Here is a 20,263-nt window from a genome sequence, read left to right as displayed (position 1 = left end):
CACCCTTTAGCCGTCCACCAGCGCGGCCACCAGGCGCGTCATAGGGGGCCGTGGGTCAGGTGTGCCCGGCCAGCTGGTCATCAGGAGGTGGTGGGCGGTGCCGACGATGGCGAGGGCCACCGAGCACGGATCGACGGTCTCCGCCACCCGGCCAAGCTCCCGCTCCTCCTTCAGATAGCCGGTGATGGCCTCCTGGACCGCCGTGAAGCCCGGCGCCCCTCCTTCCAGGGCCTCGCGGATGCGCAGCGCGGCGGCGGGGCGGGTCATGGCGAGGCCCGAGATGGCGGGGCCGCCGGAGTCGAACAGCGCCAGGGCGACGGCCTCAAGGTTCCGCGCCACTGTGCCCTGTCCGGCGAGCCCCGACAGCTCCTGCGCCTTCGCTGCCGTCCGCGCGAACCGGTCAAGGCAGAGCTCGGCCACGAATTCATCGAACCCCGCGAAGTGCGCATGCAGCAGCCCCTTGGCGCAGCCGGCCTCGGTGGTGACGGACCGGCTGGTGAGCGCGCCGGGCCCGTCCCTGCTCGCGACGCGCTCGGCGGCCGCGAACAGCCGCTCGCGTACGTCCGGCGTCGCCACTCCGCGCGGTGACATGGGCCCCCTCTTCCGTTCCGCTTCCGCCGCCCTCAATGGGGCACAGCCGCTGGATGGTAGCGGGGATTGCCAGTTTGGGCATATGCCCAAACTGTTTGGGCGTATGCCCATTCTCTGTCGTCCACCACAGGAGGCACCCGTGCCGGACTTCGTCAACAGCGAGCAGGCACAGGCGTGGAACGGCCCCGAAGGAACCCACTGGGCCCGCAACCAGGACCGCTGGAACGCCGGGAACGCGGGCTTCAACGAACCGCTCCTCGACGCCGCCGGAATCACCGGGCATCACAGGACCCTCGACCTCGGCTGCGGCTCCGGGCAGACCACGCGCCTTGCCGCGCTCCGGGCGCCCCAAGGGCGCGCGCTGGGCCTCGACCTGTCCGGCCCGATGCTGGCCGAGGCCCGGGCCTGCGCGGAGCGAGAGGGCATCGCCAACGTCTCCTTCACGCAAGGCGACGCGCAGGCATACGTCTTTGAGACGGGCTCGTTCGACGCGGCGATCAGCCGCTACGGGGTGATGTTCTTCGCCGACCCCGTTGCGGCCTTCGGAAACGTCGCCCAGGCGCTGCGGCCCGGCGGGCGTCTGGCGTTCGTCTGCCCAGCCGACGCCACACTCAACGAGTGGGTGGCGGCGATGGCGTCACTGCGCGACTTCCTGCCGGTCGGCGATTTCGGGCAGCCCGGGCTGCCCGGCATGTTCTCGCCGGCCGCCCCGGACCACATCCGCGACGTCCTCACCGCGGCCGGATTCACCGACATCACCATCAACCAGGCCCAGGTGTACGGAGCATGGGGCAATGGGGCCGGGGACGCGGCGGAGTTCCTGCTGGGAACGGGACCCGGCCCCCATCTCATGGAGCAGGCCGACGTGACTGCACAGGCCCGCGCCCGCCGCACTCTGACGGACCATCTGCACGACCACGAGTCGGCGGACGGCACGGTCCGGCTGTGCAGCACATCGTGCCTGGTCACGGCGGACCGCCCGACCAACCCGTCGGACAAGCCCTAGAGCCTGTCCGGTGGGTCGCATGACCGTCACGCCGGTGTCTCGTTCCGCTCGGTGTGGGGCGGGGTGATATTTCGGACGGCGAGTGGGATCGGCTGGAGCCGCACCTCCCGAAGAACGTGGGACGGGGCGGGCGCTGGAAGGACCACCGCGTGGTCATCAACGGGATTCTCTTCCGGCAGCGGACGGGGATCCCGTGGCGTGATCTTCCCTCGCGGTTCGGGAAGTGGAAGACCTGCCACGACAGGCATCGCAGGTGGTCGGCGGATGGTACGTGGGAGAAGGTGCTGAGTGCCCTCCAGGCCGACGCTGACGCGGAGGGCCGGATCGACTGGAGTGTGGTGAGCGTGGACTCCACGGTATGCCGTGTTCACCAGCACGCCGCTGGGGCCCGGCACCGGCCGGCACGGATTCCGGCACGTCGCCGTTCTCCTGCCTGGCATCGGGACGATGAGGCGATCGGCCGTTCGCGCGGCGGACTGACGACAAAGATCCACCTGGCGAGTGATGGAGGATGCCGGCCGCTGGCTGTCCTGATCACACCGGGGCAGTGGGGCGATGCACCCCAGCTGATACCGGTCCTGGACCACATCCGCGTTCCACGGCCTGCCGGTGGCCGCTCGCGGACGCGCCCGGATTACGTGTGTGGGGACAAGGCGTACAGCTCCCGCCGGAACCGGCGATACCTGCGGCGGCGGCAGATCCGGCATACGATCCCCGAACGCAAAGACCAGCAGGCCCACCGCCGACGCCGTGGCAGCGCGGGCGGCAGACCCGTCGGCTTCGACCGGGACCGGTACGCACGCAGGAATGAAGTCGAGCGCACCGTGAACGCCCTCAAGGGTTTCCGCGCCGTAGCGACGCGGTTCGACAAGCGCGCCTACATCTTCCAGGGAACGGTCAAGGTCGCAGCCGTCCGGCTCTGGCTCCGTTCATGAGTCGCCGGACACGCCGTGGCGTCGGGCTGAGGAAACCCGGAGGGTTCCCCGGCCCGACGCCACGGGAAGTGCATTGATCTCAGAGCAGGCTGGCCACGTGACCGATCACGCCTCCGACGAAGGCGTGGAGTCCGGCCACAGCCAAGCCCAGGAGCTGGCCGACAATGGGCAAGAGCATCGCTGCACTCCTGTCATATGGGCCGTTCATCATCACGGCCTGGTGACCGGATCGACGATGCACCGTCCGGTCGGACGCGTTCTAGCAGGGCACGCTGATCTGGAAGGACCGCTGGCCGGAGTCGATGTCCTGACCGCTGTCGGTCCAGTAAGGACCGTTCTGATGGAACGTCATGGTGACGTTGTAGGTACCGCAGGCGCTGAGGGCTGCGGGTGAGCCGCCGCTGGCCGAACCGTTGGCGGACCCTTGTGTGACGGGGTTGGGGGTGGCGTAGTTTCCCGACTGGCCGCCGATGCTCACTGAACCGCTCGCGTACCACTTGGCGGGATAGCTCGACGTCGCGACGTACCAGGAGCCGCCCCAGTAGTACTGGGCGTTGCGGTTGTTCACGATCACTTGGTTTCCGCTGGATCCGAAGCGCAGGCATGCCTGCGCCTCGGCATAGGTGTACTGCCCTCCGCCGTAGAAGGACTGGTTCGGGCCGCAGTAGTCGCCCGCCGGAACGGCGGCGGCTCGCTGCTGACCGGCGGCGGGGGTGGCGAGGGTGGCCCCGGACAGTGCCAGCAAGATGGCGCCGAGGCCAGCCGCCATTCTCCGGGATCGGTGCCCGGACGCGGTGGGAGTCGTGGCGGGGTGGGGGGGTGCTGGTTGGGTGCGTCGTGAAAGCCGCATGAGCCGCCTCCTGGATCGCATACTGTCCCCTTGGTTGCGGGGTGTACGCCCAGGACAGCAGCGACATCAAACACATGGTGTCTCTATCTGCGTAATTCACCCATGAGGGTGGAGGTAGCCACTGCTGTACCCATCCCCCTCCGTCCTCGGCCGGGTGCCTGGCCCCAGCGCCGCGCCACGACTCGTCGGACAGGCCCTAGCCGCAGCCGGCCCGGTCCTTGGACTCCTTGTGGATTGCTTCGCAGACCGGAACCGGTCAGAGGATGACCGGGGTGTACGGCGAGTAACTCACGGGGCCCATGACTGGGGCGGGAACGAGAACGGCCGGGGCGTAGGGCGAGTAACTCACGGGGCCCATGACCGGGGCGGGAACGAGGACGGCCGGGGCGTAGGGCGAGAGAGTGCCCGGACCCGGGATATTGGCGGCGTTGGCGACGGCGGCATCGGCAGCGCCGAGGACGGCGATGGCGGCCAGAGCGGAGGCTGCAAAAACAGCACGAATGCGCATGCTCACTCCCATGGGATGATGGTCTCGTACCGGCGGCCGGATAGTCGCCGCACACCGTGAAGATCTCCGGCCCGACTCCGGACAAACGAATACCTTTGGCGAATTCCCCAGTGCCGGTGATAATCCGCGTGCATATGGCGGCCTCCTGTGATTCCGTCGCTGGTGACGCGTTCGCCGAAGACGGCTGACACCGAGGGCCGGCTACCGAGCTGTTCGGGCAGCTCCATCAGGGCTGCGGCCGTGTCGGCCCCGCGGGACGAGCTGGTCCGCTGTATCTGAGCCTCGTCGGGGACGCCTCTTCGGGCAGTTCAGGAGCGTCTTGTGTGTGATCTTGTTGTCGGTGGCCTGGTCGAGTTCGCCCAGCAGTGCGGTCAGCTCCGCGGTCTTCTCGTGGGCGGCCCCACTTGCTTGGCACTCTGCTGCTCGCGGGCCTCCAGACAGGCCCGCACCGCGCCGAGGGTGTCGGCAGGCCGCCTGCGCGGCCAGGTCGTTGTGCGGGTCGGCCACACGCGCCACATCACCCGGGCGGGTGTCTCTGAGTACGCTCCGACTGATGCCGCCCATACCGGTGCTGACGTCAACCATGCCCGCGCGAGCACGGCCGATGCGCTGGACCAGGGGCTCGCGCCCCCTGCCGGTGTTTCTGAGGCGGTGCATCCGGCAGTGAAGCGGGTGGGATGTAGGGCGTGTATGGGATGAGAAGCCATCCGCATGCCGAATGTGATCGGTGGGTTTCTGCTGGTCGGGCATGACCTTCGGCTGTCGGCGGGAGAGTTTCGAGTGTCCGTCTGCTCGCGTCAGGTTCGTGGAGGTGGCTGATGCCGTCGGTGCTCGGTGTGTTGGAGCCCGGGAGCAGAAGGTCCGTGAAGAGGTGGCCCGAGTGAGGAAGCTGAGCGTCCACGATCGCCGCCGTCGCGTCCACTAGCGCCCCGTCTCGACGCGCAGTCACGGAGCCGGTCGTGGAGTTCGGCGAGCAGACCGGTCACGTGCCAGCGGCGGGCGAAGGCGTGCACCCGCCGATACGGCGGGAAATCGGCGGGCAGGTTCGCCCACTGGATCCTGTTATCGACGACGTACCGCACAGCGTCAAGCATCTGCGGCGAGTACCTCTTCGTGACGGAGCTCGGCTGCCGCCCGCTTCCCCGTCTGCCGGAGTAGCCCGATCGGGTCGGGACTACTCGTCGCGTTCACGCTCACCACGACGGTGCCCACGCGGATCAGCTCCGTAGCCCATGCATCGGCCCTGCCGCCATTCAGGTACCACGACTCCTGGCACGCTGTGGAGTCGTCGCCTGTCAGCGGGATCGGCAATGGCACCATCATCGAGACCGGCACCGAGGCCAGCGGCTGGTAGATCACGCCGTGGCCTCCACACGTCCCCGGACCGCCGGTCCCGCAGCCCCTCGGCGCCGGGTGGCCGTCGCGATGCCGCCCCCTGAACGGTGCCGCTCCCGATCACAGCATGACGTGCTTCGGCTGTGTGTAGTCGAGCAGGCCGGTGAGGGAGAGGTCGCTGCCGTAGCCGGAGTGGCGGACTCCGCCGTGTGGCATCTCCGACACCGTCGTGCCGTGGGTGTTGAGCCAGACGATGCCGGTGCGGAGCGCCCGGGACGCGCGCATGGCGCGGTCGTGGTCGCGGGTCCAGACGCTCGCGGCCAGCCCCTGGGGGACGGCGTTCGCCATCCGGAGGGCTTCGGACTCCTCGGTGAAGCGCTGGACGGTGACGACCGGGCCGAACACCTCGCTCTGCACGATCTCGTCCTCCTGGCGGACCCCGGCGACCACCGTGGCCGGGTGGAAGTATCCGGGGCGGTCCAGGGCAGTGCCGCCGGTGAGCACTTCGGTGTGTCCCGGAAGGCGACTCAGCAGAGCGCTGACCGAGGCGAGTTGTGTCTCGTTGGCGAGCGGGCCGAAATCGGCGTGCTCGTCGTCGGGGGGCCCGGGCCTGCGGCGCGATGCGCGTTCGGCGAAGGCGGCAAGGAAGCGGTCGTGGATCCGGTGGTGGACGAGGATCCGGGTGGCGGCCGTGCAGTCCTGGCCGGCGTTGTAGTAGGCCAGTGACGACAACTGCTCGACCGTCTCGTCGAGATCGGCGTCCTCGTGGACCAGCACGGGGGCGTTGCCGCCGAGTTCGAGGTGGAGCCGCTTGAGGTCGGCGGCCGCGGCGGCGGCTATCTGCTGCCCGGCGCGGACGCTGCCCGTGACGGCCACCAGCCGGACGTGCGGATGGGCGACGAGGGAGCGCCCGGTGTCGCGGTCGCCGCACACGACGTTGAGCACACCGGCCGGCAGGTGCTCGGCGGCCAGCCGGGCCAGGAGCGCGGCGGAGGACGGCGTCGTGTCGGACGGCTTCAGCACGACGGTGTTTCCGGCGGCCAGCGCGGGGGCGACCTTCCACACGGCCATCATCAGCGGGTAGTTCCACGGCGTGATCTGGGCGCAGACGCCGACCGGCTCGCGGCGCAGCACGGAGGTGCGGCCCGGGGTGTACTCGGCGGCCGCCGCACCGGGCAGGTTCCGGGCGGCCCCGGCGAAGTACCGCAGCACGTCCACGATCGCGGGCAGCTCGTCCGTGAGGAAGAGGGTGCGCGGCTTGCCCGTGTCGGCGACCTCCGCGCGCGCCACCGCGGCACCCTGCCGCTCCAGGGCGTCGGCGATGCGCAGCAGTGCGGTCTGCCGCTCGGCCGGGGTCGTGGCTGCCCAGTGCTCGAAGGCCTCCTGGGCCGCCCGGCAGGCCGCGTCCACGTCCTCGGGGCCGGAGCGCGGGGCCGTCCCGTGGGGGAGCGCTGTGGCAGGGTCGGTCAGCCGCAGGGTGGCTCCGGAGGCGGCCGGTACGTCCGTGCCGTCGATGTGGTTCAGGACCGTCGTGGGACGGGCGGGGTCAGCCAAGGCGCAGCGCCTCCTCGGCGGCGGCGCGGCCGGTGCGGACGGCGCCTTCCATGTAACCGGCGACCCACTGGTCGGAGCCGCAGACGTAGAACGGCGGTTCGTGCGTGCCGTGCAGCGGTCCCACCGCCATGACCTCGCCCGGCGGCCACTGGGTGACGTAGCCCTGGGTCCATGGATCCGTGCCCCACAGCCGCAGGTGGCAGGCGGCCGGCCGCAGTGCCTCGGCGCCGAACATCGTGGCGATCTCGGCGAGCAGCTCCGGGGTGCGCAGCTGCGGCGGGGTGCCCAGCAGGACGCCGTACCGCTCGGGCGGCACCAGTGCCGACAGCACGCCGTCGTTCTGCGGCCAGGTGCTGCCCAGCACTCCCTCGGCCTCGGACAGGCCGTTCAGATCGTCGGCACGCCAGAACGGGCGGTCGTACACGGCGGCGAACTTCGCTGCCACCGCCTGCCGCTGCCGGTGCAGCGAGGCCAGCCGGGCCTCGCTCACCCCGGTGACGGTGACCGACCGCAGCGGTCCCACCGGCAGGGCGCTCACCACGGCCGCCGCGGTGACGACCTCGCCGGTGACCAGGCGTACGGCGCACCGGCCGGGGCGTACGTCGACCGCGGCGACGGGCGAGCCGAGGCGGATGCGCGGGCCCAGCTCGCGGCCCATGACCTCGGCGAGCGTGGCCGACCCCGCCGCCAGCCGCAGCCCCTCCCAGTTGTCGTAGTCGTAGTCGCCGGTACCGGGCACCGCCGCGCTCTTGCGCAGCGCGGCCAGCAGCGAGATCCGTTCGTACGAGCCTCCCGCCAGGCCCAGTTGGCCGATCTCCCACAGCCGTACCACCGCGGGGGTGGCGTGGCGGGAGCGCAGCCAGTCGGCCACGGACAGCCGGTCCAGGGTGTCCGCCTCCGGATGCGACCAGGGGTCGTCGGGGTCGACGGTGGCGGCCAGGTCGCTGAACTCCCGGCTGAGCCACGCGTGCTGACCCGCGTCACCCGGGCCGAACCAGTGCGGTGGATCTCCGGCCGAGAGCCCTTCGTGGGTGGCACGGGTGATCCGGCCGGGCTCGGCGACATAGCTGGGCACCAGCTCCAGGCCGAGTTCCCCGGCGAGCTGGAGATACGCGGTGTGGGCGTGGCCGACCACCTCGCCGCCCAGCTGGACGGTACGTCCGTCGGGGGTGCGGGTCTGCTCGACCCGGCCGCCGACGCGGTCCCGGGCCTCCAGGACGAGCACGTCGGTGCCGGCGGCCGACAGGTCCCGGGCGGCGGCGAGTCCGGCCAGCCCGGCGCCGAGCACGATCACGTCGTGATGCATCGGTTTCGCTTTCGTCATCTCGTCGGGAGCCGGTTCAGGCCAGGACCAGGCAGTGTTCGGGCCGCCAGCCGAACTCCACCGTCTCGCCGCCGCTCCAGCGGTCCTCCATGCGTGCCCGGGCCGTGTTCTGCTCCAGCACGGACAGCGTGACACCGGGGGCGAGTTCGATGAGGTAGGTGGTCGTCGGGCCGCTGTAGACGGTCTCGCGGATCACCCCCGACAGCGTCGACATGCCGGGTTCGAAGTCGGACAGCCAGATCTTCTCGGGGCGCACGGAGACGCTGACGGCGGTGCCGTCCACGATTCCGCCGCGGCGGCCGACCGACAGGGCGGGACCCGCATCGAGGGCGACCTCGCCGTCCCGGTAGGTGCCGGTCATCAGGTTGGACGTGCCCATGAAGGAGGCCACGAACCGGCTGGCGGGGTGCTCGTAGACGTCCTCGGGCGTGCCGCACTGCTCGATGCGGCCCTCGTTCATCACGGCGATCCGGTCGGACATGGTCAGCGCCTCGTCCTGGTCGTGGGTGACGAAGACGAAGGTGATGCCCACCTCGCGCTGGATCTGCTTGAGTTCCACCTGCATCTGCCGGCGCAGCTTCAGGTCCAGGGCGGCCAGCGGCTCGTCCAGGAGCAGCACGGCCGGACGGTTGACGAGCGCGCGGGCCAGCGCGACGCGCTGCCGCTGGCCGCCCGAGAGGGTACGGGGCTTGCGGTCGGCCAGGCCCGCCAGCTGGACCAGGTCCAGCATCTCGCCGACCCGCTGGCGTGTCTCGGACCTGTCGACGCCCTTGCGCCTGAGGCCGAAGGCCACGTTGTCGGCGACGCTGAGGTGGTCGAAGAGGGCGTAGCTCTGGAAGACCGTGTTGACGTTGCGCCGGTTCGGCGGCAGCGCGGTCACGTCCTCACCGGCGAGCCGCACCGAGCCCTCGGTCGGGTCGCTGAACCCGCCGATCATGCGCAGTGTGGTGGTCTTGCCGCAGCCGGAGGGACCCAGCATCGAGAAGAAGTGGCCGGCCTCGATGTCCAGGTCGAGGTGGTGGACGGCGTAGGAGTCGGCGAACTGCTTGGAGACACCGTCGAGCCGGACGGCCGGGGTCGTTTCGGTCGCGTCCATGAAGTCACTCTCCGGAGAGGATGTCGAGGCCGCCGCGGCGGCCGAAGAGGCGCGGGATGAACAGGGCGAGGGCGATCAGCACGATGGAGCCCGCGAGCATGAGCGTGCCGACGGCGTTGATGGTGGGCTGCACGCCGAAGCGGATCGCCGAGTAGATCCGCACCGACAGCGGCTGGGGGTCGACGCCGGTGGTGAAGTAGGCGAGGACGAAGTCGTCGAAGACGAGCGCGAAGATCAGTACGGCGGAGGCGAGCACGGCGGGCAGCAGGGCCGGCAGGGTGACCAGCCGTACCGCCTGCCAGCGGGTGGCGCCGAGGTCCAGGGCGGCCTCCTCCACCTCCGGGTGCAGCGCGGCGACCCGGGAGCGCAGGATGACGGTGACGTAGGAGATCGAGAAGGTGATCTCGGCGAGCATCACCGTGCCGGTCGACAGGGCGACGCCGAGGCCCTTGAACAGCAGCATCGACGCGACTCCGGTGACGATCTCCGGCGTGATCAGCGGCACCAGCATGACCAGGCCGGCCAGCGAGCCGAGCCGGGTGCGGCAGCGGACCAGGCCGAGCGCGAGCGCCACCCCGAGGACGACCGAACCGCCCATCGCCACCAGCGAGATCCGCAGGCTGGCGCCCAGCGAGGAGATCAGCACGTCGTCGTGGGCGAAGGCACGGTACCAGCGCAGGCTGAACCCGCCGAAGACGGTCAGGGACTTCTTGGAGTTGAAGGAGAAGAGTGCCACGACCGCGATGGGCAGGTAGAGCAGCGCGAAGAAGACCGCGGTGACGGCGACGAGGAGGCGGGGCCCCCGGTCGGCACGTCCGCGTCGCGCGCGGGTGCGGGCACGGCCCGCCGTCCGGGCGGGGGCGTCGGCGGAGGGCAGGCGCAGCAGGGTCATCGGCGTGCCTCCGCCTCGTCCTTGCGGGTGCGCCGCAGATAGCCGAACATCCCGATCAGCAGTACCAGCATCAGCAGCATGGTGAGGGCGGAGCCCAGCGGCCAGTTCTGGCCCTGGAAGAACTTGTCCTGGATGAGGTTGCCGATCATGATCTGGTCCGGGCCTCCCATGAGCTGTGCGCTGACGAAGTCGCCCATGGCGGGCAGGAAGACCAGGACGAGCCCGGCCGCCGCGCCCTGCCGGGTGGCGGGCAGGGTGACGAAGAAGAAGGTGCGGACCGGGCCGCCGTACAGATCGCGGCCGGCCTCGATGAGGGAGACGTCCAGGCGTTCCAGGGCCGCGTACAGGGGGATGATCATGAAGACGACGAAGCCGTAGACGAGTCCCGCGACCACGCCGACTCCGCTGTTGAGGATCTTCGTGTGCGCGTCGGCGAGCCCCACCGCGCGCAGGGCGCGCAGCACGGGACCGCCGTCGGACAGCACCACCGACCAGCCGTACATGCGGACCAGGTAGTTGGCGAAGAACGGCACCACGATCGCCGCGATCAGCGCGTGCTTGTACCGGCCGCCGTACAGGGCGATGGTGTACGCCACCGGGTAGGCGATCAGCAGGCAGATCACACAGGTGAGCAGCGCGTAGCCGAGCGAGCGGGCCAGCACCTCGGTGTAGGCGGGATCGGCGAGGGCGCGCATGGCGGACAGGTCGAAGCCGAATCGCGGATTGCCCAGGTCGTCGGTGGTGCCGACGGCGAGAACGGCGACCAGTGCCAGGGAGGCGATCAGGAACCCGGTCATCCACAGGGTGCCGGGCAGCATGAACCAGGTCCACATGCGGCTGCCGTCGGCGTCGCGGCGGCGGGTGCGCGAGGAGGGGCGTAGCAGTGCCATGTCAGCCCGCCTTCACATGGGTCCAGGCGGTGTCACGGGCGTCCTCCGCCGCGCGGCTGCCGTTGCGGAAGAAGAGGTCGGCCTTCAGGTCGTCCTCGGTGACGAGGCACTCGGGGAAGGGCTTGACCAGCTCGGCGTAGGTCTTCTCGGTGCCGGCCACTGGCATGGGATAGCCGATGTACTCGATGTTCTTCTTCACGTTCTCCGGCCGCAGCATGTAGTCGATGAAGAGCATCGCGGTGCCGGGGTGGGGTGCGTTCCAGGGGATGGCGTAGCAGTCGGAGTTGATCGGCGTGCCCTCCCTGGGGGCCTCGAAGCCGAACACCGAAGGGTCCTTGGCCTGGTTGAGCATGGCGGCCATGTCGCCGCTCCAGGCCTGGGTCATGAGCGCGTTGCCGTTGAGCAGGTTGTTGTAGCTGTCGCTGGAGAAGCCGCGCAGCCGGGGCCGCAGGGTGCCCAGCAGCGAGGTGATGCGGTCCAGGTCGTGGCGGTCGCCGGTGCTGACGTCCAGGCCGAGGGCGAGGGCGCCCATTCCGAGCACCTCGTCGCGGTCGTCCAGCAGGAAGACCTTGCCCCTGACCTTGTCGCTCCACAGGTCCTTCCAGGACCCGGTCAGTTCGCCGATCCGGTCGCGGCGCCAGCCGATGCCGGTCTTGTACGCGGTGAAGGGGACGGTGTGCGCGGAACCGGGGTCGTACCAGGGGTCGGCGAAGTAGCCGTAGGTGCCGAAGACGGCGTGGGCGTGCGGGAGCTGGGAGTGGTCGATACGGCGCAGCCGGCCGCCGCGGACCAGGCGCTGGGCCCACTTGGCGGTCGGGAAGACGATGTCGTAGCGGTTGCCCGCGTTGAGCTTGGCGATCATGCCCTCCATCGAGTCGAAGTTCGACTGGATGACGTTGACGCCGTATTCCTTCTCGAAGCCCTTGAACACGGACGGGTCGACGTAGTCGGCCCAGTTGAAGTAGACGAGATCGCCGTCGACGCGGGCTTTCACGGGTGCGAGCGCGTGCGCGTCGGGGGTTTTGCCGGGCATGAACCCGCAGCCGCCGGCCGCGGCGCCGAACAGGCCGCAGGCGCCTGCCCGCAGCACGGCGCGTCGGCTCGGTGGGAGTACCTCGGGGGACACGGAACGTCCTCTTTCGTCGAGGAACGGCACAACTCCAGGGCTGGACCGGCTGGTCGGCTCACGGAGGCCCTGACTCCGTAGGAAAGGCCGGTCTGGGGAGGTGCGAGCGTGCGTCAGCGGGGGAGGGGTAAGCCCGTCCGGAGGCCTGCGGTGTGCGGCGTGCGGGCGGACGTCACCGCGCCGCCCCCTCCAGGTCGTCCCGGACCCGGCGGGCGAACCAGCCGACGGCGGCCTCGCGCTGCGACAGCGGTCCCGGCTCGAAACCGGGCGTGCTCAGGCCGGCCTGTACGCGTTCCACCAGCTCGGCGTCCTCGTCGTTGGTGACCCAGCCGATGTGGATGTTCAGCCGGCGGGCCAGCCGGGTGCGGACGCTCTCGCCGTGCTTGGTGTAGAAGGCGCCGGGGATCGCCGCCCGGTCCTGGGCGGTGGGCACGGCGGTCCACGCGAGCACGTGGTCAGGGTAGAAGTCGATGAGCGTGTTGGGATAGATCACGGCGTACCGCCACACGCGCCGGTCGGCCTCGGTAAGTCCCGGCATGGGGGTCGCGAGCCGCTGGTAGAGCCGCTCCGCCCAGTTCGAGGAGGGTTCGTCGCGCAGCGGCGACTCGAAGAGGACGTAGTTCTCCTGCACGTCCACCGTGTACGCCTGGTAGTCCAGCAGCCGCATGAGCGCGGGATGGGCCACGGGGACGTGGTAGCCCTCCAGGTAGTTGTCGACGATCACCTTCCAGTTGGCGTTCTGCTCCTCGCCGCCCGCCAGGTCGTGGATGCGGTGCCTGCCGACGGGGACGAGGCCGGGTCCGGCGTAGCGGCCGACGGCCTCGGCGAGTCCCTTGCAGGATTCGGCGAGGGGGGTGGCCTCCATGTCGAGGTTGACGAAGACGAAGCCGAGGAAGGACTCCACGTTGACCGGATGCAGCCCGAGCCGGGGTTTGTCCAGGCAGGGGATCCGGCGTGCCTCCGGGGCGCCGACCAGCCGTCCGTCCAGCTTGTAGGTCCAGCCGTGGTACGGGCAGCGGATCGCCTTGCCCGACGGCTCCGGTTCGGTGACCAGGCGGGTGCCGCGGTGCCGGCAGACGTTGAGGTGGGCGGCGAGGCCGCCGTCCTCGGTGCGGACGACCAGCACCTCCCGGCCGGCCGCGGTCGCGGTCAGCCGGGCGCCGGGGCCGGGCAGGTCGGATTCGTGGCAGACGAGCTGCCACGACGTGGCGAAGATGCGGGCGGTCTCGGCCTCGGCGACGGCCGGGTCCGTGTAGTAGTGGGCGGGCAGCGCTTCCCCGGGATGCCCGGGGGGCGGCCCCGGCGGGGCAGGGGCGACGGCGGCTGCCCGGGTGGTCGAGGGGTTCATGGAGTCCTCCTCCGCGCCGCGGCGGCGGCGATGGGCGGTGAGGCCGTGGCCGGAAGGGACGGCGGGGCCGGCAGCGCGCTACCGCTCCGGACCTGTCGCCTTCCGGCTGACTAATTGGTTAGTCAGAGTGGGACCGGCGGGCGGGCAAGTCAAGACTTGTGGGCTGACTAATTAGTTAGTTAGTGTCGTGGCGGGCCGACGGCCAGGGCATACGCTCCCGGTCGCGCCCTCGCCCTGGTCCGGACACCGCTTGTCCCCCGTGCACGGCCCGCAGGCCTGCACCGCGCACCCGCTCCCCGCCCCATCCTCCCCTCCGGGCGCCGGAGCACCTCCCACCCACGCCATCGCCGCGCCACCCCTCCCGGCCGTCCGGGAACGGTCGCGACCCCGGAGGCACGCATGAGCGCTCGCCGAAGTCTGGTATGGCTCGGCCTCACGCCGGAGCCCGAAAAGGAACTGCCCGCCGCGGTCGCCGCCCTGCGGGCCCCCGCGACCGGCCGGCCACCGGCGGCCCTGGTCACCGCCGAGCGCCGCCGCGTCGAGCGGCTGGTCCTCCGCGGCACCCAGCGAGGCTGGCTGCGCTACCTCCGCGAAGTCACCGCCCTGGTCGTCGACGCCGCGGCGGCCTCCCCGACCACCGACCCCGGGCCGGCACTGCTGGCCGGCGAGGTCGTCCTCGACCACCACCACATGCTGATCGGTCTGCCCGGCGCCGCCTACGCCCGCACCGCCCCGCAACGCCGCGCCCTGGAGCGGGCGCTGGCACACCTGCGGGACCGCACGCGTCCCGCCGCCACCGGCCACCGCGAGTCCAGGAGCACCGTATGACCGGCGTCTTCTCCCTCCTCCCCGAAGGACAGCACGGCCTGCTCGTGTCACCGGTGTTCGACGCCGGGCCGTATCCCGGTGCCGAGGACCTCGCCCGCTACCTCGCCGCCGGCGGGTATGCGCCGCTGACCTCGTGCGACCGGCTGCTCGACCGGATCGCCACCCTCGGACTGCGCGGCCGCGGGGGCGCCGGCTTCCCCGCCGCCGTGAAGCTGCGGGCCGTCCGCGACGCACCCGGCCGGCCCGTCGTCGTCGCCAACGGCGAGGAGGGCGAGCCCGGCTCCGTCAAGGACCGGTGGCTGCTGCGGCACCGGCCGCACCTGATCCTGGACGGCCTGCGGCTGGCCGCCGCCATGACCGGTGCCGCACGCGGCTTCGTCTACCTCTCCGACCTCCCCGCGGAGCAGGCCGTCCGGCGAGCGCTCGCCGAGCGTCCCGCCGACCTCCCCGTCGAGGTCGTCCGCACCGAGCACACGTACGTCGCGGGCGAGGAGACCGCGGTCGTACGACGTGTCGACGGCGGTCCCGCCCTGCCCACGGCCAAGCCGCCGCGCCCGTTCGAGGCGGGGGTCGGCGGCGCGCCCACCCTGGTCGCCAACGTGGAGACACTGGCCCGGATCGCGGTGCTGCACGCGTGCCCGGACACCGCGGCCGCCGTCGCCGGTGCCCATCTGGTGACGGTCTCCGGACCGGTCGGTTCCCTGGCCGCGCTGATCGAGGTGCCCGCCGGCACCCACCTGAAGATCCTCGCCGACCTGGGCGGCCACGGCAGGGCCCCGGCGGTCCTGCTGGGCGGCCTGTTCGGCGGACTGTACGGCACGGGCTGGCCGGACCTGCCGCTGGACCACGACCGCCTCACCGCGGCCGGCGGCGCGCTCGGCTGCGGGGCCCTGCACTTCCTCCACCCACGGGACTGCCCGGTCGCCGTCGCCACCGAGGCGGTCGCCTACCTGGCGGCGCAGAGCGCCCGGCAGTGCGGGGTGTGCGTCTCCGGCACCGGGGCGCTGGCCCGGACCCTCACCGCCGCCGCCCGCGGGGCAGCGGCCCACGACCCGACCGACCAGCTGCGCCGCTGGTCACGGCAGCTGCCCGGGCGCGGCGCCTGCGGACTGCTCGACGCCGCCGCCCGCGTCGTCGCCACCCTCCTCACCCACTTTCCCGACCGGGTCGACGCCCACCGCGGCGCCGCCTGCCCGGTGTGCGCGGAGCCGGCACCCGAGGGCGGGCGCCGCTTCACAGTGCCGGTGCCCTGACCCCGCCCACCACACCCCGAGCGCCGAAAGGACCGCACCATGAAACTCCTGCTGGACTCCACCCGCTGCCAGGGCTACGGCCTCTGCCAGGAACCGGCCCCCGAACTGGTCGACCTCGACGAGTGGGGCTACGCCCAGGTCCGCACGGCCGACGTGCCGCCCGGCGGCGCAGCCGCCGCCGAGGCCGCCGTCGCCGCCTGCCCCAACTCCGCCCTGCGGCTGGTGAGGTGACATGGGACGCGACCTGTCGGCCCTCTTCGACCCTGTCTCCGTCGCCGTCGTCGGAGCCAGCGACGACCCGGCCAAGTACGGCCACGCCATCGCCGCCCAGGCCCTGCGCGCGAACGGCCGCCGCCCCGTCCACCTGGTCAACCGGCGCGGCGGAAAGGTACTCGGGCACACCGCCGCACCCAGCCTGAGCGCGATCGGTGAACCCGTCGACCTCGCCGTGGTCTCCGTCCCCGCCGCCGGCTTCGAGGACGCCGTCGACGAGGCCCTGCGCTGTGGGGCCCGGGCGATCGTCGCGATCACCGCAGGCTTCGCGGAGACCGGCGACGCCGGGCGCGCCCGGCAGCACGCCGTCGCCGAACGCGTACGCGCCGCCGGCGCCGTGATGGTCGGACCCAACTGCCTCGGCCTGGCCGACAACACCACCGACCTCTTCCTTGCCTCCGACACCTTCACCCCCGGCGGTGTCGCCCTGCTCAGCCAGAGCGGCAACCTCGCCCTGGAACTCCAGCTCCGCTTCCGGCCGCACGGCCTCGGCTTCTCCCGCTTCGTCTCCCTGGGCAATCAGGCCGACGTCACCCTTGTCGACCTGCTCGCCGACTGCGCCCGGCACGAGGGCACCCGCGCCATCGCGGTCTACGCGGAGGACTTCGCCGACGGACGCGCCTTCGCCGAGGCGGCCGCCGCAGCGGGCAAGCCCGTCGTCCTGCTCACCGCCGGACGCGGCGACGCCTCCGCGCGCAGCGCCCAGTCGCACACCGGTGCCCTGACCACCTCGGCCGACGTCGTGACCGCGGCGTGCCGGGACGCAGGCGTGGAACTCGTCGCCACCCCCCGCGAACTCACCGTCGTACTCGCCGCGTCGCAGGGCGCCCGCCGTGCGGCCGGGCGCCGCGTCGCCGTGCTCACGGACGGCGGGGGCCACGGCGTCATCGCCGCCGACGCCGCCGAGACCGCCGGCCTGACCGTGCCCGAACTGCACCGGCCGACCCAGAACCAGCTGCGCCACGCCCTGTGGGAGCAGTCGGCCGTCGCCAACCCGGTGGACCTCGCCGGGATGGGCGAGCAGAACCCGGGCTCGTACGCGCAGGCCATCGCCGCGCTGCTGGCGGCCGAGGAGGTCGACGCCGTCCTGATGACGGGCTACTTCGGTGGCTACGCGGCGGCCGACGGCGGGCTCGGGGGAGGGGGTACGGCCCTCGCGGACGGGGAGCAGGAGGCCGCGCGCCTCATCGCCGCCCGGCACCGGGCCGGCGCCAAGCCCCTCGTGGTGCAGTCCATGTACCCCGGGTCGCCCAGCTGCCGCACCCTCGCCGCGGCCGGCATCCCGGTCTTCGCCGCCACCGAGGACGCCGCCCGCGCACTCGCCGCCACCGCCCCCGCCACCGGGCACACCGGCGTCACGCCCCTGCCCCGGCCCGACGCCCCGCTGCGCGAGACCGGCTACCTGGCCACCCGCAGGGCCCTCCAAGCCGCCGGACTCGCCTTCCCCGAAGCCCGCGAGATCCACGACGAGACCGAACTGCTCGCCGCGACAGAGGAGTTCGCCGGGCCGTACGTCCTCAAGGCCCTCCATCTGCTGCACAAGTCCGACGCGGGCGGTGTGGCCCTCGGCCTGGCCGGCCCCGGCGAACTCCTCGCCGCCTTCCGCGAGATGCACGCCCGGCTCGGTGCGCCCGCCTACTCCGTGGAAGCCATGGCGGACCTGACCCACGGCATCGAACTGATCGTCGGCGTCAACCGGGACCCCCGCTTCGGCCCGGTCGCCATGGTGGGGCTCGGCGGAGTGCTGGCCGAGACCCTGCGGGACGTCGCCTTCGCCCTGGCCCCCGTGCCCGCCGACCGCGCCCTGCGTCTGCTGCGCGGACTGCGCACCGCCGCCCTGCTCGACGGGGTGCGCGGCAGGCCGCCCGTCGACATCGCCGCCGCCGCGGCCGCCGTCGAGACCATCACGGCCTTCGCCGCCGCCCACCCCGAGATCGCCGAGATCGAGGTCAACCCGCTGCTCGTCCACCCGGACGGCGTCCTCGCCCTCGACTCCCGCGCCGTACCGGCCTGACCGACCTCCCGCGACCCGACCGAAGAGGCCCCCATGGACATGCGCTACACCCCCGAGCAGGCCGGCCTCAAGCGCCGCGCCGCCGACTACGCGCGCCTGCTGATGCGTTACGAGGACCAGTCCGAGCAGGCCGGCGGCCCACTGCCGCAGCAGCTCGTCACCGAACTGACCCGGGCCGCGATGGACGCCGGCGTCTACGCCATCAACATGCCCGCCGAGTGGGGCGGAGCCGGCCTCAGCCTGCTCGACCAGGTCATCGTCGAGGAGGAGTTCGGCAAGGTCACCAACTGCCTCTGGGACATCCCCTGGCGACCCGCCAACGTCCTCGCGTACGGCGACGACCGGCAGCGCGAGAAGTACCTGCTGCCCGTGATCCGCGGCGAGAAGTTCGACGCGTTCGCCGTCACCGAGCCAGGTGCGGGATCCGATCCCTCCGCCGGGACCTCCACGGCCACCCGCACCGACGGCGGCTGGCTGCTCAACGGTGAGAAGTGGTTCGTCACCTGTGGTGACATCGCCGACTTCCTGCTGGTCCAGGCGGACGCCGGCCCCGACCGGCTGCCCACCCTGTTCTTCGTCGACAAGAACGCGCCCGGCGTCGAGATGACGCGCGTGCCGCACTTCATGCACTCCGCGGTCAACGGGCACCCCGAATTCACCTTCACCGACGTCTTCGTGGCCGACGAGGACGTGCTCGCCGGAGTCGGCAACGGCTACGAACTGACCAAGGAGTGGTTCACCGACGAGCGTCTGATGATCGCCGCACGCACCGTCGGCGCCGCCGAGCGCGCCCTCGGACTGGCCCGGGACTGGGCGGTGGAGCGCGAGCAGTTCGGGGCGCCGATCGCCTCGTACCAGCTGATCCAGGGCATGCTCGCGGACTGCGCCGTGGACATCGCGGTCAACCGGGCCTACACCCACCAGGTCGCCTGGGAGGCCGACCAGCCCGGCACCGACCGCAAGACGCTGCACGCCAAGGCGTCCACCGCCAAGCTCGCCGCCAGCGAGGCCGCCGGCCGGGTCGCCGACCGCTGTCTGCAGATCTTCGGCGGACGCGGCTACGACCGCCACTACCCCGTCGAGCGCATGTACCGGGAGCTGCGCGTCGACCGGATCTGGGAGGGCACCTCCGAGATCCAGCGCCTCATCATCGCCAACGAGCTGATCAAGCGCGGCACCCGCGCCCTGGCCCTGCCCACCCACTGAACCCGCCCCCCTCACTACCCCTAAGCGAGGACTTCCATGGACTTCCGCCTCACCCCGCGCCAGGCGCAGCTCAAGGCCGACGCACGCGCCCTCACCGACTTCATCGCCGCCTACGAGGTGCAGTGCGAGGAGGAGAACGGCCTGCCCGCGAGCGCGCACGCCAAGATCCGCGACGCCGTCCTCGACGCGGGGCTCCAGGCCGTCAACATGCCGGCCGAGTGGGGCGGCGCCGGACTCACCATCGCCGAGCAGGTCACCGTCCAGGAGGAGCTGGGCCGGCTCACCGGCGCCCTGTGGGACATGGTGTGGCGGCCCGCCAACGCCCTCCGCTTCTGCACCCCCGAGCAGCGCGAGCGCTTCCTCGTCCCGGTGATCAGGGGTGAGCGGCGCGACTGCTACGCCGTCACCGAACCCGGCGCCGGCTCGGACCCGCAGAACCTCGCCACCACGGCGACGAAGAACGACCAGGGCTGGGTGCTGAACGGCGAGAAGTGGTTCGTGACGGTCGGCGACCACGCCGACTTCATGATCGTGCTCGCCGCCGCCGGACCGGAGCGCGCGCCGACGCTGTTCCTCGTCGACAAGGACACCCCCGGCATCGAGATGACCCGCGTGCCGCGCTTCATGCACACCTTCGTCTACGAGCACCCCGAGTTCACCTTCACCGACGTCCAGGTCGGTGAGGACGCCGTGCTCGGCGGCATCGGCGAGGGCTACGACATCACCCGCTCGTGGTTCACCGAGGAGCGCCTGATGATCGCGGCACGCACCACGGGCGCGGCCGAGCGCGCCCTCGGACTGGCCCGGGACTGGGCGGTGGAGCGCGAGCAGTTCGGGGCGCCGATCGCCTCGTACCAGCTGATCCAGGGCATGCTCGCGGACTGCGCCGTGGACATCGCGGTCAACCGGGCCTACACCCACCAGGTCGCCTGGGAGGTCGACCAGGCCTCCACCGAGGACCGCAAGACGCTCCACGCGAAGGCGTCCATCGCCAAGCTGGCGGCGAGCGAGGCCTCGGGCCGGGTGATCGACCGCTGCCTGCAGATCCACGGCGGGCGCGGCTACGACCGCTCGTACGCCGTCGAGCGGCTCTACCGGGAGCTGCGCGTCGACCGGATCTGGGAGGGCACCTCCGAGATCCAGCGGCTGATCATCGCCAACGAGCTGATCAAGCGCGGCTCGGGCGTCCTGGATCTGCCCACCGCCTGACCCCACCGCTCACACGGCATTCACA

At 71.7% G+C, this 20,263-nt stretch carries 20 protein-coding genes; 8 read left to right on the top strand and 12 right to left on the bottom strand.

From position 1 onward, the window contains the following. Positions 1 to 6 precede the first annotated feature (6 nt). Positions 7 to 591: a TetR/AcrR family transcriptional regulator gene (locus tag ABT171_RS28100; RefSeq protein ID WP_351248545.1), complete on the bottom strand. Its 585-nt coding sequence runs from the start codon at positions 589 to 591 to the stop codon at positions 7 to 9. 139 nt (positions 592 to 730) lie between these two features. Between ABT171_RS28100 and ABT171_RS28095 the strand changes: the two genes are divergently transcribed. Next, on the top strand, positions 731 to 1,597 hold the full coding sequence (locus tag ABT171_RS28095) for a class I SAM-dependent methyltransferase (protein ID WP_351248543.1): 867 nt from the start codon (positions 731 to 733) through the stop codon (positions 1,595 to 1,597). Positions 1,598 to 1,650: 53 nt separating this feature from the next. Beyond that, positions 1,651 to 2,532, top strand: a complete 882-nt coding sequence (locus ABT171_RS28090) for an IS5 family transposase (RefSeq protein WP_351248541.1) — start codon at positions 1,651 to 1,653, stop codon at positions 2,530 to 2,532. Between the two features lie 259 nt (positions 2,533 to 2,791). Here ABT171_RS28090 and ABT171_RS28085 read toward each other — a convergent pair whose 3' ends face one another. The 11 genes from ABT171_RS28085 to ABT171_RS28035 all read right to left on the bottom strand — a co-directional run bounded on the left by ABT171_RS28085 (position 2,792) and on the right by ABT171_RS28035 (position 13,455). After that, complete coding sequence (locus ABT171_RS28085) at positions 2,792 to 3,301, bottom strand: hypothetical protein (protein WP_351248539.1); 510 nt, start codon at positions 3,299 to 3,301, stop codon at positions 2,792 to 2,794. 337 nt (positions 3,302 to 3,638) lie between these two features. Next, entirely contained in the window at positions 3,639 to 3,890 is a 252-nt protein-coding gene (locus tag ABT171_RS28080) for a hypothetical protein (RefSeq protein WP_351248537.1), read from the bottom strand. A gap of 797 nt (positions 3,891 to 4,687) precedes the next feature. Further along, the gene (locus tag ABT171_RS28075) at positions 4,688 to 4,984 is read right to left on the bottom strand and encodes a transposase (protein ID WP_351248535.1); all 297 of its coding nucleotides are present in this window, start codon (positions 4,982 to 4,984) and stop codon (positions 4,688 to 4,690) included. After that, positions 4,977 to 5,249, bottom strand: a complete 273-nt coding sequence (locus tag ABT171_RS28070; protein WP_351248533.1) for a hypothetical protein — start codon at positions 5,247 to 5,249, stop codon at positions 4,977 to 4,979. The genes ABT171_RS28075 and ABT171_RS28070 overlap by 8 nt, the downstream gene beginning before the upstream one ends. Positions 5,250 to 5,345: 96 nt before the next feature. Next, on the bottom strand, positions 5,346 to 6,779 hold the full coding sequence (locus ABT171_RS28065; protein ID WP_351248531.1) for an aminobutyraldehyde dehydrogenase: 1,434 nt from the start codon (positions 6,777 to 6,779) through the stop codon (positions 5,346 to 5,348). Next, a complete protein-coding gene (locus tag ABT171_RS28060; protein WP_351248529.1) occupies positions 6,772 to 8,085 on the bottom strand; it encodes a flavin monoamine oxidase family protein in 1,314 nt (437 codons plus the stop codon). Before ABT171_RS28060 ends, ABT171_RS28065 begins: the two co-directional genes overlap by 8 nt. 34 nt (positions 8,086 to 8,119) lie before the next feature. Continuing rightward, positions 8,120 to 9,199, bottom strand: coding sequence for an ABC transporter ATP-binding protein (locus ABT171_RS28055; protein WP_351248527.1), 1,080 nt, complete (start codon positions 9,197 to 9,199; stop codon positions 8,120 to 8,122). Positions 9,200 to 9,203: 4 nt separating this feature from the next. Beyond that, positions 9,204 to 10,091: an ABC transporter permease gene (locus ABT171_RS28050; protein WP_351248525.1), complete on the bottom strand. Its 888-nt coding sequence runs from the start codon at positions 10,089 to 10,091 to the stop codon at positions 9,204 to 9,206. Further along, the gene (locus ABT171_RS28045; protein WP_351248524.1) at positions 10,088 to 10,981 is read right to left on the bottom strand and encodes an ABC transporter permease; all 894 of its coding nucleotides are present in this window, start codon (positions 10,979 to 10,981) and stop codon (positions 10,088 to 10,090) included. The genes ABT171_RS28050 and ABT171_RS28045 overlap by 4 nt, the downstream gene beginning before the upstream one ends. A 1-nt stretch (position 10,982) precedes the next feature. Beyond that, the gene (locus ABT171_RS28040) at positions 10,983 to 12,107 is read right to left on the bottom strand and encodes a polyamine ABC transporter substrate-binding protein (RefSeq protein WP_351248522.1); all 1,125 of its coding nucleotides are present in this window, start codon (positions 12,105 to 12,107) and stop codon (positions 10,983 to 10,985) included. 172 nt (positions 12,108 to 12,279) lie between these two features. Beyond that, the gene (locus tag ABT171_RS28035) at positions 12,280 to 13,455 is read right to left on the bottom strand and encodes an aromatic ring-hydroxylating oxygenase subunit alpha (protein ID WP_351248520.1); all 1,176 of its coding nucleotides are present in this window, start codon (positions 13,453 to 13,455) and stop codon (positions 12,280 to 12,282) included. 399 nt (positions 13,456 to 13,854) lie between these two features. On the opposite strand from ABT171_RS28035, the gene ABT171_RS28030 reads away from it, so the two are divergent. From ABT171_RS28030 to ABT171_RS28005, 6 genes are read left to right on the top strand one after another with little or no spacing between them, the layout of a single operon-like run. Beyond that, the gene (locus ABT171_RS28030) at positions 13,855 to 14,283 is read left to right on the top strand and encodes a hypothetical protein (RefSeq protein ID WP_351248518.1); all 429 of its coding nucleotides are present in this window, start codon (positions 13,855 to 13,857) and stop codon (positions 14,281 to 14,283) included. Then, positions 14,280 to 15,536: an NADH-ubiquinone oxidoreductase-F iron-sulfur binding region domain-containing protein gene (locus ABT171_RS28025; protein WP_351248516.1), complete on the top strand. Its 1,257-nt coding sequence runs from the start codon at positions 14,280 to 14,282 to the stop codon at positions 15,534 to 15,536. Before ABT171_RS28030 ends, ABT171_RS28025 begins: the two co-directional genes overlap by 4 nt. Before the next feature lie 39 nt (positions 15,537 to 15,575). Then, entirely contained in the window at positions 15,576 to 15,767 is a 192-nt protein-coding gene (locus ABT171_RS28020) for a ferredoxin (RefSeq protein WP_351248514.1), read from the top strand. Position 15,768: 1 nt separating this feature from the next. Continuing rightward, entirely contained in the window at positions 15,769 to 17,823 is a 2,055-nt protein-coding gene (locus tag ABT171_RS28015) for an acetate--CoA ligase family protein (RefSeq protein WP_351248512.1), read from the top strand. 33 nt (positions 17,824 to 17,856) lie between these two features. Further along, a complete protein-coding gene (locus ABT171_RS28010) occupies positions 17,857 to 19,029 on the top strand; it encodes an acyl-CoA dehydrogenase family protein (protein ID WP_351248510.1) in 1,173 nt (390 codons plus the stop codon). A 36-nt stretch (positions 19,030 to 19,065) separates the two neighbouring features. Then, positions 19,066 to 20,238, top strand: a complete 1,173-nt coding sequence (locus ABT171_RS28005) for an acyl-CoA dehydrogenase family protein (protein ID WP_351248508.1) — start codon at positions 19,066 to 19,068, stop codon at positions 20,236 to 20,238. The last annotated feature ends 25 nt before the right edge of the window (positions 20,239 to 20,263 follow it).

Source organism: Streptomyces sp. NPDC001851 (assembly GCF_040297165.1).
GTDB lineage: Bacteria > Actinomycetota > Actinomycetes > Streptomycetales > Streptomycetaceae > Streptomyces.
This window is presented reverse-complemented; position numbering and strand designations above follow the sequence as displayed.